13 protein-coding genes are annotated in these 16640 nt (G+C 32.1%); 11 read left to right on the top strand and 2 right to left on the bottom strand.

All coding sequences use genetic code 11. The features are described 5' to 3' along the window. The 7 genes from tgt to WBQ70_RS03655 all read left to right on the top strand — a co-directional run. Positions 1–822, top strand: an 822-nt coding sequence (tgt, locus tag WBQ70_RS03685) for a tRNA guanosine(34) transglycosylase Tgt (protein WP_423910723.1), incomplete at its 5' end; no start/stop codon positions are given. Between the two features lie 73 nt (positions 823–895). After that, positions 896–1984, top strand: a complete 1089-nt coding sequence (locus WBQ70_RS03680; RefSeq protein ID WP_423910720.1) for an LptF/LptG family permease — start codon at positions 896–898, stop codon at positions 1982–1984. Between the two features lie 29 nt (positions 1985–2013). After that, entirely contained in the window at positions 2014–3945 is a 1932-nt protein-coding gene (locus WBQ70_RS03675) for an LTA synthase family protein (RefSeq protein WP_423910717.1), read from the top strand. Between the two features lie 15 nt (positions 3946–3960). Next, positions 3961–4557, top strand: coding sequence for a dual specificity protein phosphatase family protein (locus WBQ70_RS03670; protein ID WP_423910714.1), 597 nt, complete (start codon positions 3961–3963; stop codon positions 4555–4557). 161 nt (positions 4558–4718) lie between these two features. Further along, positions 4719–5672 (top strand): acetyl-CoA carboxylase carboxyltransferase subunit alpha, encoded by a 954-nt coding sequence (locus tag WBQ70_RS03665; protein ID WP_423910711.1) that lies wholly within the window; start codon positions 4719–4721, stop codon positions 5670–5672. Between the two features lie 140 nt (positions 5673–5812). Beyond that, positions 5813–7360, top strand: a complete 1548-nt coding sequence (dnaB, locus tag WBQ70_RS03660; RefSeq protein ID WP_423910708.1) for a replicative DNA helicase — start codon at positions 5813–5815, stop codon at positions 7358–7360. 697 nt (positions 7361–8057) lie between these two features. Further along, a complete protein-coding gene (locus WBQ70_RS03655; protein ID WP_423910706.1) occupies positions 8058–10229 on the top strand; it encodes a T9SS type A sorting domain-containing protein in 2172 nt (723 codons plus the stop codon). A 465-nt stretch (positions 10230–10694) separates the two neighbouring features. Here the strand turns inward: WBQ70_RS03655 and WBQ70_RS03650 are convergent, their stop codons facing one another. Both WBQ70_RS03650 and WBQ70_RS03645 read right to left on the bottom strand, forming a co-directional pair. After that, positions 10695–11072 carry a DUF3703 domain-containing protein gene (locus WBQ70_RS03650; protein ID WP_423910703.1) on the bottom strand — a complete coding sequence of 126 codons (378 nt, stop codon included), beginning with the start codon at positions 11070–11072 and terminating at the stop codon, positions 10695–10697. Between the two features lie 55 nt (positions 11073–11127). Then, entirely contained in the window at positions 11128–11388 is a 261-nt protein-coding gene (locus WBQ70_RS03645) for a hypothetical protein (protein ID WP_423910701.1), read from the bottom strand. Between the two features lie 571 nt (positions 11389–11959). Here WBQ70_RS03645 and ffh point away from each other — a divergent pair. The 4 genes from ffh to WBQ70_RS03625 form a co-directional block, all read left to right on the top strand. Then, complete coding sequence (ffh, locus tag WBQ70_RS03640; RefSeq protein ID WP_423910698.1) at positions 11960–13321, top strand: signal recognition particle protein; 1362 nt, start codon at positions 11960–11962, stop codon at positions 13319–13321. A gap of 151 nt (positions 13322–13472) precedes the next feature. Continuing rightward, positions 13473–14360 carry a bifunctional 5,10-methylenetetrahydrofolate dehydrogenase/5,10-methenyltetrahydrofolate cyclohydrolase gene (locus tag WBQ70_RS03635; RefSeq protein WP_423910725.1) on the top strand — a complete coding sequence of 296 codons (888 nt, stop codon included), beginning with the start codon at positions 13473–13475 and terminating at the stop codon, positions 14358–14360. A gap of 229 nt (positions 14361–14589) precedes the next feature. Beyond that, positions 14590–15042: a hypothetical protein gene (locus tag WBQ70_RS03630; RefSeq protein ID WP_423910695.1), complete on the top strand. Its 453-nt coding sequence runs from the start codon at positions 14590–14592 to the stop codon at positions 15040–15042. A gap of 69 nt (positions 15043–15111) precedes the next feature. Continuing rightward, on the top strand, positions 15112–16640 hold a 1529-nt coding region (locus WBQ70_RS03625; RefSeq protein ID WP_423910692.1), incomplete at its 3' end, for a tetratricopeptide repeat-containing sensor histidine kinase.

Here is a 16640-nt window from a genome sequence, read left to right as displayed (position 1 = left end):
AATCGTAAGATTAAGGAGGATGGAGTGAAGTTTAAATCGCATATTGATGGCTCATACCACGTTTTTACACCTGAAAATGTAATGGAAATTCAACGTACTATCGGTGCTGATATTATTATGGCATTTGATGAGTGTACGCCATATCCTTGTGATTATCATTATGCTCGTCGTTCGATGAATATGACGCACCGTTGGTTAGATCGTTGTATTACTCATTTGGATAAATTACCAATGAAGTATGGTTATCAGCAACACTTTTTTCCTATTATTCAAGGAAGTGTTTATAAAGATTTACGAGAAAAATCAGCAGAATATATCGCTAATACCAATCAAGTAGGGAATGCTATTGGTGGATTGTCAGTAGGGGAGCCTGCTGAGGAAATGTATGCTATGACCGAAGTGGTTACGGCTATTTTACCTGAAGACAAACCGCGATATTTGATGGGAGTGGGAACACCTATTAATATTTTAGAAAACATCGCTCTAGGAATCGATATGTTTGATTGTGTGATGCCTACACGTAATGCGAGAAACGGAATGTTGTTTACAGCTAATGGAACGATAAATATCAAAAATAAAAAATGGGAAGATGACTTTTCGCCTATTGACGAAATGGCCATTACCTATGTAGATACTGAATATTCAAAAGCGTATTTACGTCATTTATTTGCTGCCAATGAATATTTAGGAAAGCAAATTGCTACGATTCATAATCTAGGTTTTTATATGTGGTTAGTTCGTGAGGCCAGAAAACATATTATTGCAGGAGATTTTAGAACGTGGAAAGATATGATGGTCAAGAATATGAGCCAGAGATTGTAGAAAAAGTGTTAAGAGTTAAGGGTTAGGAGTTCATACCCCATAACCCATAACATCTAACCCCTAACTTAAAGAAATGTTAACAATACTAGATAAATACATCTTAAAAAGATATTTAGCGACTTTTGCGACGATGTTGCTGATGTTTGTTCCTATTGGTATTATTGTCGATGTATCTGAAAAGATCAATTTCATGATTGAAAATGAGGTTCCTTTTCTCAAAATAGCGATCTATTATTATCATTTTACGGTTTATTTTGCTAATGCTTTGTTTCCCATATTTTTGTTTTTATCGATTATATGGTTTACCTCAAATCTGGCTAATAAAACGGAGATTATTGCTATATTAAGTTCTGGGATTTCGTTTACACGTTTCTTAAGGCCTTACATAATTGGTGCTTCGTTAGTGTCTGTTTTTGTATTGATTATGGGTTTTTTTGTGGTTCCAGTGTCCAGTGAAGGGTTTAATAATTTTAGATATACCTATCTTCGAACTGGTGGAAAGGAAGCCATGCGTGGTAATAGTACTGATGTATATCGTCAAATAAACGATACTGACTTCTTGTATGTAAATAGTTTTAATGCGACATCCAAAACAGCTTTTAATTTTGCTTTAGAGAAATTTAAAGGTGAAAAATTAGTTTCAAAAGTTACTGCGAGTAGAATACAATGGAATCCTTCAGATAGTACCTATACAATGTATGATTACACGAAAAGAACCGTAGGTGAACTAGGCGACAAAATTGAAAAAATTCCTGAGAAAAAAGCCATATTTAGTTTTGATTTAGAGGATTTAACCCCCGTGATTTATATAGCTGAAACCTTGACTTTAGATAAGTTGAATGCTTTTATTGATAAGGAGAAAGCAAGAGGTTCGTCTAATATCAATATCTATATGGTTGTTTTGTATAAAAAATATAGCGTACCAATATCTGCCTTTATCTTGACTATTATTGCCGTATCAGTATCGGCAATGAAGCGAAGGGGGGGGATGGGAATGAATTTAACCATTGGAATTGCTATCGCTTTTTCTTTTGTGTTTTTTGATAAAATTTTTGGAGTTATAGCTGAGAAAACTACTTTTTCTCCTTTTGTAGCTGTTTGGTTTCCTAATTTTATTTTTGGAATATTGGCTATTTTTCTTCTTCGAAAAGCGAAACGTTAACTTAAGAGTTATTAATTAAAATTTAAATAATGTTACAACATTTGCGTCTTAATGAATTTAAAGTATTTTTTTATAGATTGATTCTGGCTTACTTGTTTTACTTCATTGCTCGACTTTTATTTTACTTTTATAACATTGATTTGCTGAGGGTTGATTCTTTTTCAGACTTAATGGCACTTTGTTATTATGGGATTATGTTTGATACGACAGCCATTTTATATGTTAATTTGTTATTTATAGTGTTTTCATTTATTCCAATGTATTATAACACTAATAAAGACTATCAAAAGTTTGTATTCTATTTGTATTTTGTAACGAATCTGCTAGCTTACGGATTAAACTTTATTGATTTTATCTATTATAAATATACTTTTGCACGTACTACAAGCGCAGTTTGGGAGGTTTTGAAACACGAAACAAATAAAAAGGTCTTATTGTTTAGTTTCTTGTATGATTATTGGCATGTTTTTATTTTGTTTGTTCTGTTTTCAGGACTTTGGGTTTATTTGTATAAAAAAGTAACGGTCAAAAGCTTTAAGCCAACTAAGTTGATTGCATATTATGGGTTTTCTATTATTAGTTTTTTGTTTATAGCTCTAATGACAATAGGTGGGATTCGTGGTGGAGATTTTAAAAAATCAACACGACCAATCAATCTTTTAGATGCTAGTCGGCATGTTAAAAAAGTAGTACATTCGGATATCGTTTTGAATACTCCTTTTGCTTTGATTCGCACTTTGTTTAGTAATAGTTTTATCAAAACAGATTATGCTGATGTAAATGCTCAGGTGATTGAAAAAAAAGTACAGCCTATAAAACAGTATCATAATAATCCGAAGACAAAGCCAAATGTTGTAGTTTTTATTCTCGAAAGTTATGGACGTGAATACATAGGAGCATTGAATAAAGAGGCTAATATTCCTAACTATAAAAGTCATGCTCCTTTTTTGGATTCTTTGGCTCAGCATAGTTTAATTTTTACAAACGCATACGCAAATGGGCGTCAGTCTATCCATGGGATGTCTTCAGTATTGGCTGGTATTCCATCGTTTAAAGATGCATTTACTTCTTCGCCTTATCCAAAACAAAAAATTGAATCCATTGTTTCTACCTTAAAAGGAGAGGGGTATGACACTTCTTTTTTTCATGGAGCAGCTAATGGTTCTATGGGATTTTTAGGATTTAGTAACATTCTTGGAATTGATCATTATTACGGTCGTACCGAATATAATGATGATTCGGAATTTGATGGTTTTTGGGGTATTTGGGACGAACCTTTTTTACAATTTATGAAAAAAACTTTAGATAAAAAGAAGACACCTTTTTTCGCTTCTGTTTTCACTGTTTCTTCTCACGAGCCATACATTATACCTGAAAAGTATAAAAATAAATTTAAAGAAGGTGGGGTTCCTATTCACAAATGTGCTGAATATACTGATTATGCATTGAAACGCTTTTTTGATGAAGCTAAAAAAGAAGCTTGGTTTTCTAATACTATTTTTGTTTTAGTTGCGGATCATTGTAATCAGATTTTTTATGATGAATTTCAAAAACCAATTAATCGGTATGCAGTACCTATTTTGATTTATCAGCCTAACAGTAAGTATGTTGGTGTGGATAGGGATTGGGCTCAGCAAATAGATATATATCCTACTATTCTTGATATGATTGGGTATGATAAACCTTTTAGGAGTTGGGGCAGAAGTTTATTAGATAAAAAATCGAGTACGCCATTTGTAATCAATTCTACAGGAACTATTTATCAGTTTTCAAGAGGAAATTATATTTGTACCTTTGATGGTCAGAAAGCGTTAGGCTTTTATGATAAAGAGGATAAGGAATTAAAGCATAATTTGATTGGTGAAAGAAATGCTGAAATGGATGCTATCGAATTAAATTGTAAAGCTTTCATTCAAGATTATATGGAAAGAGTGGTAGATAAAAAATTGACGACTAAATAATAATACCGTTTAGATATGAAAAAGAATAAGAAAATAATTGGATTTTCACTATTAGCTATAATACTAATTTTTGTTGCAAAATATGTGTACGATATGAATATCAATCATAATTTTGAGACCATTACGGAGGGGAAAGTGTATAAATCTGGAGTAATTCCTCCAGATGAGTTAGAGAGCTATATCAAAAAATACAATATTAAATCAGTGGTAGACTTGCGTTTTCCAGGAACGAATGATCTTGTTAATAATCCTGAAATTCCAGCGGAATTAACTGCTGAACAAGAGGCTATTGCTAAAATTGATGGTGTAAATTATTTTAATAACGGCTCAGACCAAGTGCCAAATCAACAGAACTTAGACCTCTTTTTTAAAATCATGGATAATAAAGACAATTACCCTGTTTTAATTCACTGCTACCATGGTGTTGGTAGAGCTGAAATGTATTCTGCTTTATATCGAATAGAGTATGAGCATTTTAGTAATGAAGAAGCACGTCAAGGTGTACGTACATTGTTGAAATTTAGTTCATTTGATGATGGAAAACCAAAAGGAGAATACTTAAAATCATATAAAACAAGAGAACAATTAGCAGCAGAAAAAGCATTCAAATAATTAATCTTTAATTTGTCATTATTCGTTTTTTCCTTTTTTAATTCTGTTTAAAATACTTCTTGTTTTATTGTTTTTTTAAGACTTAAACAAAAAATTAAAAGGCTAAAACGATTTAAAATTTTATATTTGCAATCCAAATAAAACAAAAACGCACAAATCCTATGGAATATTTAGATTTTGAGCTTCCAATAAAAGAATTAGAAGAGCAGTTAGAAAAATGTCAAGTAATTGGTCAAGAGTCTGATGTAGATGTAACCACTACTTGTAAACAAATTACAAAAAAACTGTTAGAGACTAAAAAGGATATTTATAAAAACTTGACTGCTTGGCAAAGAGTTCAGTTGTCAAGACATCCTAGCAGACCTTATACTTTAGATCATGTAAATGCGATTTGTGGAGATACTTTCTTAGAGCTTCACGGAGACCGTAGTTTTAAAGATGATAAAGCAATGATTGGTGGTTTAGGAAAAATTGGAGGACAATCTTTTATGATTGTTGGTCAACAAAAAGGATACAACACTAAAACGCGTCAATATAGAAACTTTGGGATGGCAAATCCAGAAGGATATAGAAAGGCACTGCGTTTGATGAAAATGGCAGAGAAATTCAATATTCCTGTTTTGACTTTAATTGATACTCCTGGAGCTTATCCTGGGTTAGAAGCAGAGGAAAGAGGACAAGGAGAAGCTATTGCTAGAAATATCTTTGAAATGGTTCGTCTAAAAGTACCAGTTATTACAGTCATTGTTGGGGAAGGTGCTTCAGGAGGAGCTTTAGGAATTGGAGTAGGCGATCGTGTGTATATGTTAGAGAATACTTGGTATTCTGTAATTTCACCAGAATCATGTTCTTCTATTTTATGGAAAAGTTGGGAATACAAAGAACGCGCTGCCGATGCATTGAAACTGACATCAGCGGATATGAAAAAACAAAAATTAGTAGACGATATTATCCCTGAACCATTAGGTGGTGCGCATTACGATAGAGAAACTACTTTTAAAACAGTTGAAGAATATATTTTGAAAGGATTGGCCGAATTAAAACTTTTATCAACAGAAGAATTAATCGCTCAGAGAATGGAGAAATACTGTAAAATGGGGGAGTTTAAAGAGTAAAAACTTACTTTTAATATACGAATCCGAAGCCTTACCGTTTCGGATTTTTTTTGGCTTATAAACAAAATAGGGCAAGTTGTAAACAATTATTAGTAATAACTAAATACACTTATCTTTATAAATTACGTTACTTTCGTTCCATGGAAAATTTCAAAAATATAAATCCAGTTAAGGTGGATAAATCTACAATAATAAGCTTAGAAAAAGGAAAATTACCTCCTCAGGTAATTGAATTAGAGGAAGCAGTTTTAGGTGCCATGATGATTGATAAAAAAGGTGTAGATGATGTCATCGATATTCTGCAGCCAGATGCCTTTTACAAAGACGCACACAAACACATTTTTGAAGCCATAGTTCAATTATTTACTGAGACGCAACCTATCGATTTATTAACGGTTTCGGCTCAGTTAAGAAAGAATGCCAAATTAGAATTAGCTGGAGGAGATTTTTATTTAATTCAGCTGACGCAAAAAATTTCCTCATCAGCACATATCGAGTTTCACTCGCGTATTATTCTTCAAAAGTTTATTCAACGAAGTTTAATCCGAATTTCTTCGGAAATTATTGAAGCTTCTTATGATGAGACCACAGATGTATTTAGTTTATTGGATCAAGCCGAATCTAAGTTATATGAAGTAACCCAAGGAAATATTAAACGTAGTTCTGAAACCGCACAGAGTTTAGTGCTTCAAGCAAAGAAACGTATTGAAGAAATCAGTAAACAAGAAGGTTTGAGTGGAGTAGAAACAGGATTTACTAATCTTGACAAACTAACTTCAGGATGGCAACCTTCGGATTTAATAATTATCGCAGCAAGACCTGCGATGGGAAAAACAGCTTTTGTACTTTCTATGGCTAGAAATATAGCCATTGATTTTGGACATCCCGTAGCATTATTCTCTCTGGAGATGGCTTCTGTACAATTGATTACTCGTTTGATCTCGTCAGAAACAGGATTGTCTTCGGAGAAATTAAGAACAGGGAAATTAGAACCACACGAATGGACGATGTTGAGTACCAAGGTAAAAAACTTGGAAAAAGCACCCCTATATATCGATGATACACCTTCACTTTCTATTTTTGATCTTAGAGCCAAAGCACGACGTTTAGTATCTCAACACGGAATTAAAATTATAATCATAGATTATTTGCAGTTAATGACTGCAGGAGGAAACGGAAAAGGCGGTGGAAATCGTGAACAAGAAATCTCTACCATTTCCAGAAACTTAAAAGCATTAGCTAAAGAGTTAAATGTTCCAGTTATTGCACTATCCCAGTTATCGCGTGCCGTTGAGACTCGTGGATCGAGTAAAAGACCTTTGCTTTCTGACCTTCGTGAATCTGGAGCAATTGAGCAGGATGCGGATATCGTATCCTTCTTGTATCGTCCTGAATATTATAAAATTGACGAATGGGATGATGATGAAGCTTCGCCAACTGCTGGTCAAGCCGAAATTATGATTGCAAAACACCGTAATGGTGGAATTGAAAATGTTCGTTTGAAATTTATTGGACATCTAGGTAAGTTTGATAACTTAGATGACTTTAGCGGAAATTACGACGATTTACCATCATCAATGAATCAAGATGAAAGTGCATTTATCACTAAAAATCTGCCATCAGCAAATGAAGCTTTTGGAAGTGGTTTTAATGATGATGACGATGATGATAGCGATATGCCGTTTTAAACAATAAAAGTCATAAGATTATCAGAATATCTAAAATAAAAAGTACCTGAGAATCTCGTATTTTTGATTTTCCTAAAAAAATAATTCTTTAACAAAAATTGATGGAATATTGAATTATTTTACAAGCGATGAGACAAAACTTGTAAATTAAGACAATATTAGATGTGAATTATCGCAAATTTACATCATATTAATTATCTATTTATTACCTGATTTTACAAACAGGATAATATCACAAAACATAAAGGATTTTTCTAATCTGGTTGAGAAAATTAGAATATGTTTAGTTTTAGTGTGTTATTTAACTTCAGATTATGTAAGTAATCAAGTGGGAAATGAAGTGAAAGAATAATATTAGAATGAAAATTGCAATTAAGTTATGACTTGTTTTTAGTATAATTTATAAGTCTAAACTGTTTAAAAGGTATATAAACTGATATTTTTTCTGGTAAATTTTGGATAGCTATGAGGGAATAACTAAAAGATGCACAGATTCATTTAGGAGAAAACTCAAACTAAAGGCTTGATGTTTTATTTTATTTTATTGGTTTTGAATTTAATATATTTGCTTTCGAATATAAAAAAATCTGAAATAAGCAAGTATTTAAAAGCTTATGGAATGTTTACAAAAGAAAATAGAATAATTCTAATCTAAAAAATGATTTTTCGCAAAAAAAAACATTTAAAAAAAAATAAAATGAAATTTCCTCACTTTTTTTTAATGCTAATACTAGTTCTATGTATTAATCAATTAAATGCAAAAAATTATTATGTTTCTACTACTCTTGGAAACAATTCAAACACTGGAAGCTTGCAAGCTCCTTTTAAAACCATCCAAAAAGCAGCAGATGTCATGAACTCTGGAGATATATGCTATATTTTTGGCGGAGTTTATAGAGAAACAATTGTTGTTAAAGATGATAATGTTCTTTTTAAAAATTATGACTCAAGCAAAGTGATCGTATCTGGTACAGTTGAATTAAATAATTGGACGCCATATAAAGACGGAATTTACAAGTCAAATTACTCTGGAGCAGAAACGGAATTTACAATGTTGTTTGTCGATTTTAAAAGGCAAGAAATGGCACGATGGCCCAATAATACTACAGGAGAGATGATGAATCCAATGGATATCAATTCTGGTTATACAGATTGTAGAGTTTATAGTGGTGTAGCAGGACAAAAATCTAGAAAAGTAACGTTTGATAATATTTCTAATTTCCCTGATAATTTTTTCGTAGGAGGTATTTTTAGAGGAATTACAGGAAAAAAATGGATTAATCCTATGGGCTATATTAGCGCTTCTAAAAATAATGAACTTACCGTAGATGCAATAACTGATGGATGGATTGAGAATAGTGATAAAACATTAGATAATAATGGTAAAGGACATGGGTTTATTTTTCATTTAAATGCATTGGATATAGCTAATGAATGGTTTCAAAAAGATGATTTAATTTATTACAAACCTGAACCAGGTAAAAACCCTAATAATTTAAATATTGAATACAAAAAAAGAAAATGGGCTTTTCAAATAAATGATAGATCAGGAGTTGTTATTGATGGTATTCATATTCATGCTGCTTCTATAGAACTTAAAAATAGTAATAACTGTAAAGTGCTAAATAGTTCCGTACAATATATGATGCCTTTTTTAACAAGATCAGGATACGGAGCTTCTTACACAGTACATGGAGGAATCTATGTAAAAGGAAATGATAATGAGTTCAAGAACTGTTATGTTGCACATAGTTGGGGAAATGGTTTTAGTATAGAAGATGGAAATAATACAATTGTTGATAATTGTATTGTTGAAGATGTTGGTTGGATAGCTCAGTTTACTTCTAATATTCAAAATAACGGATTTAATACCATTGTAAAACATAGTACATTTGGTTCTTCAGGTAGGTTCCATATTAGAACGGATAAAAAAGTGCAAATAACCTACAATGATTTTTATGATTGCATGAAGATGGGACAAGATGCAGGATCAATTCAGTGCACAAATGGAAGCGATTGGGGAAATGCAGTAAATATGCAAGGAGCAGAAATAGCATACAATAGATTACATGATTCGAGTACATTAACAAATGGAACAAAACAATTTGTTTTAGCATTCTATTTAGAAGGTTGTTATAATTATACCGTACATCATAACTTAATATATAATTTTATTACTGATGTAGTTCCTGATGGTACTTTTACTTATTTAGGACCTAGGAAATCAAAAATAATAGATTGCTATTATTATAATAATACTGTTTGGAATGTTAATTGGGGAATACGTATTTGGAACAGAGATAAAGAAGGAGCCATGGAAAATATTCGTTTTTGGAATAATATTTTTGACAATAGTTCTCAAGATGATACAAGTGTAGATTTATACCAAAATATTGATTTTCAAAATAATTATAAAGAAATAAGTAAAAATAATCAAAATGCACTTTTTGTAGATGCAGCGACGGGAGATTTTAGACTAAAGAAAAATACAAGTCCTATAAATACAGGTAAGTTTATTGAGGGGATTACTACAGATATTTCAGGGGATAAGCCCGATATAGGTGCAATTGAATATGGGTCATCTTTTCCAGAGGTAGGTTCAAATCTTAATAAAGATAATTTCTTGTTACACAAAGATATTTTGAATATATCAAAAATAGAATTGAATAATTTACTATATGTTTACCCAATTCCTTCAAATGATATCATTTATATAAATGGGAAGTTTACTACCTGGAAAATATTAAGCATCGAAGGGCAACTTTTAAAACAAGGAAAAGAGAATCGGTTTGATATTTCAAGTTTATCAAAAGGTGTTTATTTTTTAGTAATTGATGAAGTTATTACTAGAAAATTCCTTAAAAATTAATTATTCATCAGTATATCTGCTATGGGAATTTCGAATATAAAAAGCGAAAAACAAAATGAAGCTTTCAGACGAAAGTATATAGTAAACATTAAGTAGTAAGAATTGGAAATTTTCTAGATGTACAAATAAAAGCGGGGAGGCTCAACCCTATGAAAAATGCTATCTACAAACAAGCTAAAAAAAGCTAAGCTAATTTCTGCCCTACGTCATAGCTGATAAGGGTTCTGATTTTTTTTTTTTTTTGACATCCTATATTTTAAGAATCATAATTATCAGTATAAAAAAATTCAAGAGGCACAATTGCCTCTTGAAATTTTTAAAACTCATTTAACGATAACCCCATAGGGCTGGATGTTGAACGGTTCCGTTCAACCCGGGTTTCATTGTTCGTGCTTCGCACGCTACGAAATCATAGCTGTTAGTAGATGTGCTTATTTTAATTTGAATTTCTTTCTGTGTGTGTTTTTAATTTAAGCTAATATTGGCTTTTTTGAATACTTCTTTCAATTCTTCACTAATTTCAAACGCTTTAAGAGGTGGAACATTTGCACCCCCTGGATTTCCAATTGGTATTTTTCCAACAAATGATTTCACACCTCCTAAAATTAAGCGAGGAATTTGTCCAATAACTTCTTTACTATTTTTAATTTTTAATCCAAATTTCAGCATTTTCCAATGCACTTCCGTGTGTGCAACAGGATATTTTTGCACAATTATATGAGCTCTTTCTAAATGATTCCACGCAACATTCAAGTTTCCTTTATTTAATTCAATTTGGTAATTCTTCAATTCTATTTTATAAAATGGATTTAATTTTTTCGGAACTGATGTATACAATTTCATAATATTTAATTTTAAATTTTATTCGATTTATTCTTCAATACTTTGTATTAAAATTTTAATTATTTTTATAGAATGAAGCAAACTCATCACCAGCAGGATTTATAATTCCTAAAACTAATGGTCCTGCCATATGATATTGGCTGGAAAAACCTAGGGGACCATAATAATCACTTTTATTAAATCTAAAATCTTTTCTGTCGATAAAAGTTTCAGTCCAAAAGCCTCTTTCTTTCAATTTATTGTTAAATTCTTCCACTATTTCTTTTATTGTTTCGGTATTAGTTTCGTAAGCTTTTTGTTCTTCGCTAGCAAGCAATTTTGTTGTTGATCAGATAAAATATGTTCATTATGTCTTTGAATTATACTATCTAAATTATTCCAAAATTCATCATTTTCATAGTTTGTCATTTTTTTAGTATTGCCTCCAACTATTTAATAAGCGAATAAAAATAAGCACCTCTATCCTAAAATGGAATCTTATCCGCATGTTTTAGTCAAAATTCTTGCGTATTATTTTATTTGCTTCGTACAAATTTAAAAATAATTCTTACATGTCAAATGAAAAGAAATAGTATTTTGAGAAGAAGTATGAACAAGAATCAAAAAGCATAGCTCGTGCAAATTTTGCGTGAGGAATAGAAGTGAAAATCCCGCAGGCCTACATAAGAAGTGCGAGGAATTGTAGTGGATAACCTGACTCACTTTTTCGGCGGGCATGCTCAAAGAGAACGTATGAAGTTTTGAGTTAGAAGAGAGAAGTTTAACTATTTAAGTATTCTTGAAATTATAAAAAAAATCTTCTTTTAACTTTGTGTCTTTGCCACTTACACCCTTTGAAGCTAAGGAACTTTATATTATATTTGCACTTCCTAAAAAACGATAATAGCATGTTTGATAATTTAAGCGATAAACTAGATAAAGCCTTTCATATACTAAAAGGGCACGGAAAAATTACGGAAGTAAACGTTGCCGAGACCTTAAAAGAAGTACGTCGTGCGTTACTTGATGCCGATGTTAACTTCAAAATTGCTAAAGATTTTACCGCTAGAGTAAAAGAAAAAGCCATAGGTCAAGACGTTTTAACTACGCTTCAACCAGGGCAGTTATTGGTTAAATTAGTTAAAGATGAGTTGACTGAGTTAATGGGTGGTGATGTTGCAGGAGTAAATCTTTCAGGGAATCCATCGATTATTTTGATGTCAGGTTTACAAGGATCAGGTAAAACGACTTTCTCAGGTAAGTTGGCTAATTATTTACAAACAAAAAAGAATAAAAAACCACTTTTGGTGGCTTGTGATATTTATCGTCCAGCGGCAATTCAGCAGTTGTACGTAGTGGGAGATTCTATAGGTGTTGAAGTGTACTCAGAACCAGAGAATAAAAACCCAGTTGAAATTGCTCAAAATGCAATCAAACACGCTAAAGCTAATGGTTTTAATGTGGTGATTGTGGATACAGCAGGTCGTCTTGCGGTAGATAAAGAAATGATGGACGAAATTGCACGTGTACACAAAGCAATTGAACCTCAAGAAACTTTATTTGTTGTCGATTCGATGACAGGTCAAGATGCGGTGAATACAGCCAAAGCCTTTAATGATATTTTGAATTTTGATGGGGTTATCTTAACGAAATTAGATGGTGATACTCGTGGAGGAGCTGCCTTATCTATCAAAACGGTGGTTAATAAACCAATTAAGTTTGTAGGTACGGGTGAGAAAATGGATGCTATTGATGTATTCTATCCTATTCGTATGGCGGAACGTATCCTTGGAATGGGAGATGTTGTGTCGTTAGTAGAAAGAGCACAAGAGCAATTTGACGAAGAAGAAGCTAGAAAACTACAAAAGAAAATTGCTAAAAACGAATTTGGTTTTGACGATTTCTTGACTCAAATTCAGCAAGTAAAGAAAATGGGTAATATGAAAGACTTGGTTGGAATGATACCAGGTGCTTCAAAAGCGATGAAAGATGTAGAGATTGAAGACGATGCTTTCAAACATATTGAAGCGATTATTCACTCGATGACTCCTATCGAAAGAAAAAAACCATCAGTAATTGATGTCAAAAGAAAAGCTAGAATTGCTAAAGGTTCAGGAACCAAAGTAGAACAAGTGAATCAATTGATGAAACAGTTTGACCAAATGAGCAAAATGATGAAAATGATGCAAGGTCCAGGTGGAAAAAACCTAATGAAAATGATGGGTGGTATGAAAGGCGGAATGCCTGGAGGTATGCCGGGGATGAGATAAAGAGATTGTTTCAAGTTTCAGGTTTCAAGTTGTTAAGTAGATTGAAACTAAAGTTTGAAAAATAATATAACAGATTGTTTTGGTTAAAAGGTTGGTTTCGCAGATGAAACATGAAACCTTAAACATGAAACTTTTAAAACAAAAACACAGGATGCAAATATTAGACGGAAAAAAGACATCAGACGATATTAAAAACGAAATTGCTCTGGAAGTACAAACAATCAAAGCGAATGGTGGTAAAGTACCTCATCTTGCTGCGGTAATTGTAGGGAATGATGGTGCAAGTTTGACTTATGTAGGGAGCAAAGTAAGATCTTGCGAAAAAATTGGTTTTGAATCGACATTAGTTAGTTTGCCTGATACGGTAACAGAGGACGAATTGTTAGCCAAAATCAAAGAATTGAACGAAGATGATAACCTTGATGGATTCATTGTTCAATTGCCTTTACCAAAACATATCAACGAAGAAAAAATCCTTTTAGCAATCAATCCAGAGAAAGATGTAGATGGTTTTCATCCCACAAATTTTGGACGCATGGCGCTAGAGATGGAAACATTTTTACCAGCAACTCCTTATGGAATTATGGAATTGCTAGAACGTTATAAAGTAGAAACTTCAGGGAAACATACGGTTGTTATTGGTCGTAGTCATATTGTAGGTCGTCCTATGAGTATTTTAATGAGTCGCAAGGGATATCCTGGTGATTCAACGGTTACTTTGACGCACAGCAGAACTAAAAACATTGAAGAATATACCAAAAATGCCGATATTATCATCACTGCTTTAGGAGTGCCAAACTATTTAAAAGCAAATATGGTAAAAGAGGGCGTTGTTATTATTGACGTAGGAATCACAAGAGTAGAAGATGCTTCTCACCCTAAAGGATATGTTATCACAGGAGATGTTGATTTTGCTGAGGTAAGTCCAAAATCTTCTTTTATTACACCTGTTCCAGGAGGAGTAGGACCTATGACGATAGCGATGTTACTTAAAAATACACTTCTAGCCCGTAAGATAAGAGCAAGAAACAATCAATAAAATGAAAACCTACTCACTGAGTAGGTTTTTTTTTGGGGAATAGTAATAGTGCGTATTTGGATGGATTGTTTTTATTTTCATCCTAAATGAAGATTAGTGAGGCCTATTAAGTTAACCTTGTAGCGGAATGTAGGGAAGCTACCACAAGGATTTCTATTTCACCTATAACTTATGACAAAAATTTCGTATTCTTGTAATTCAAAATAGTAACTTTTAAATTCTATATATAATGCAAATTCAAGATTCAGTTTACACATCAACTCCTCCAGGGGTTGAAATCGTTGATGTTAAGGTTATACAAAATGGTCAAATTTCATTTTTAAATCCACGTTCAAAAACACCATTGCCTGCATTGGTAGAAGCAAGTAATAATGGAGATTCAAAAAGAATTAGTATTAGCGCAGTTGTTTTTATTGATGCTAATGAGCCAGCTCCAACTTTGAGCGTTCATCAATTATATGTTATAAGTAGTTTTGGAACACCCCAATTACAGTTTTTTATAAGTTATGATTTACCGGAGACTGAAGCAAGTAAATTTCAGGCATATGAAGTGAATTTTGAAGCAACTACTGATGGACTTCCTGAGAATGTAAGTTTGGACATGATTCATACTATAGAAACTTTTTTATGGGATACTGATCCAGTTGCGTCTAGAGGAACGGTTTATAATGTTGCACCATAATTAAGTCACATTCAACTTCTTGTAAGTTATTCATTATGAGAATGAATAATTTTGTAATGAATATTACTAATGGTAAAAAAATGCTACTTTTATTTTTTATTGATTCCTGTTGTTTTATTTTCTCAAAACAAACAGTTTGATGCTGTTTTTGAAAAGGCAATAAGTGTAGAGTCGTTGAAGTACCCTAAAGAAGTTGATTTTAATAAATCCCATTCTTTTTTCATAAAAAAAGAATGGGATTCTACATTATATTATTCCATGAAACAATTGAGTCGTCCCACAAAAGGACAACTCAATAATTATTGTTTTTTTATGCGTGGAAAAAGTTTTCATACCAAGAAAATATTCAAGCAAGCGTATCAGGAATATCTTAAGGTTACACCTGATTTTCCGTTTTACTATGCAATAAATTTGAAAATTGCTTCTTTGTCAATTGAGGAGGGTAAGTTTCCTAAAGCATTACTTTTGCTTCATGCACTTGAAAAAGATAGTAGTAAGTTTTATTACAGGTATATAAAAGAAACAGTTCTTGAAAACTTGGGCTTGTGCTACATGCATCAAAAGAAATTTGAAAAAGCAGAACATTATCTTTTACAAGTTGAAGATATTAGAGAAAAAAACAATGATACGTTAGAATTGGTTCGTTTGTATATCAATTTATCAACGCTTTATTATGAAGAATATAAAGATGATAAAGCTATTCCTTATTTTAAGAAGGCATATCAATTTTCAAAAAAAATAAAATCATTTGATTTAAAACAAAACACAGCAATTAATATGGCTGTTGTAGAGGAAAATAGAGGCGATTTTCCACTAGCTTTAACATATCGTAAGGAGTATGAACAATGGAAAGATTCTCTTAATAATCAAGATAAAATTTGGGCAATTGGTCAGACAGAAAAAAAGTTTGCTGTAGAACAAAAACAAAAACAAGTAGATCTACTCGCTACTCAAAATAAATTGAGAGAAGCAGAGCGCAATAGTTTGTTGTTTTCTTCTGGATTATTATTGATTTTGTTGGGTACTGGAATTTATTTTTACCGTCAAAAAGTAAAAAGCAGTAAAATTATTTTGCAACAAAAAATAGTTTTGGATGATTTGAATGCGACAAAAGACAAACTTTTTTCGATTGTTAGCCATGATTTGCGCTCCTCAGTAAATGCATTGAAATCGAGTAATGCCAAATTACAAAACAGTCTGACTACTAAAAACTATGAAGCGCTAGATACGCAATTGAGTACCAATAATGCAATTGCTAATGGTGCCTATAATTTACTAGATAATTTATTAAATTGGGCCTTGTTACAAACGGAACAATCCTTTTTTTACCAAGAAAATGCTCCTTTGGCTATCCTTGTTAAACATGTCACGTTTAATTATGAACCGTTGATGTTGCACAAATCTATCGAATTTAAAGAGGTTGTACCAAGTTCGATTTATGTATTTATAGATACAGATTCTTTTAAAATTGTCTTACGTAACTTACTTGATAATGCTATAAAATTTTGTCCAGAAAATGGAAATGTATCGGTATATACAAGACCTTCAGAGGATGGTTATTGTTATTTAGTGATTGAAGATACTGGATCAGGAATGAC

Source organism: Flavobacterium sp., from assembly GCF_049590715.1.
GTDB lineage: Bacteria > Bacteroidota > Bacteroidia > Flavobacteriales > Flavobacteriaceae > Flavobacterium.
Note: the sequence above shows the minus strand (reverse complement) of the source record. Positions and strands in the feature narration are given on the sequence as shown.

Excerpts from the sequence above, each read along its gene's own strand:
- WBQ70_RS03635 (WP_423910725.1), top strand. The coding sequence starts at position 13,473 with ATGCAAATATTAGACGGAAAAAAGACATCAGACGATATTAAAAACGAA.
- dnaB (WP_423910708.1), top strand. The coding sequence starts at position 5,813 with ATGGAAAATTTCAAAAATATAAATCCAGTTAAGGTGGATAAATCTACA.
- WBQ70_RS03675 (WP_423910717.1), top strand. The coding sequence starts at position 2,014 with ATGTTACAACATTTGCGTCTTAATGAATTTAAAGTATTTTTTTATAGA.
- WBQ70_RS03630 (WP_423910695.1), top strand. The coding sequence starts at position 14,590 with ATGCAAATTCAAGATTCAGTTTACACATCAACTCCTCCAGGGGTTGAA.
- WBQ70_RS03665 (WP_423910711.1), top strand. The coding sequence starts at position 4,719 with ATGGAATATTTAGATTTTGAGCTTCCAATAAAAGAATTAGAAGAGCAG.
- WBQ70_RS03670 (WP_423910714.1), top strand. The coding sequence starts at position 3,961 with ATGAAAAAGAATAAGAAAATAATTGGATTTTCACTATTAGCTATAATA.
- WBQ70_RS03650 (WP_423910703.1), bottom strand. The coding sequence starts at position 11,072 with ATGAAATTGTATACATCAGTTCCGAAAAAATTAAATCCATTTTATAAA.
- WBQ70_RS03680 (WP_423910720.1), top strand. The coding sequence starts at position 896 with ATGTTAACAATACTAGATAAATACATCTTAAAAAGATATTTAGCGACT.
- ffh (WP_423910698.1), top strand. The coding sequence starts at position 11,960 with ATGTTTGATAATTTAAGCGATAAACTAGATAAAGCCTTTCATATACTA.
- WBQ70_RS03655 (WP_423910706.1), top strand. The coding sequence starts at position 8,058 with ATGAAATTTCCTCACTTTTTTTTAATGCTAATACTAGTTCTATGTATT.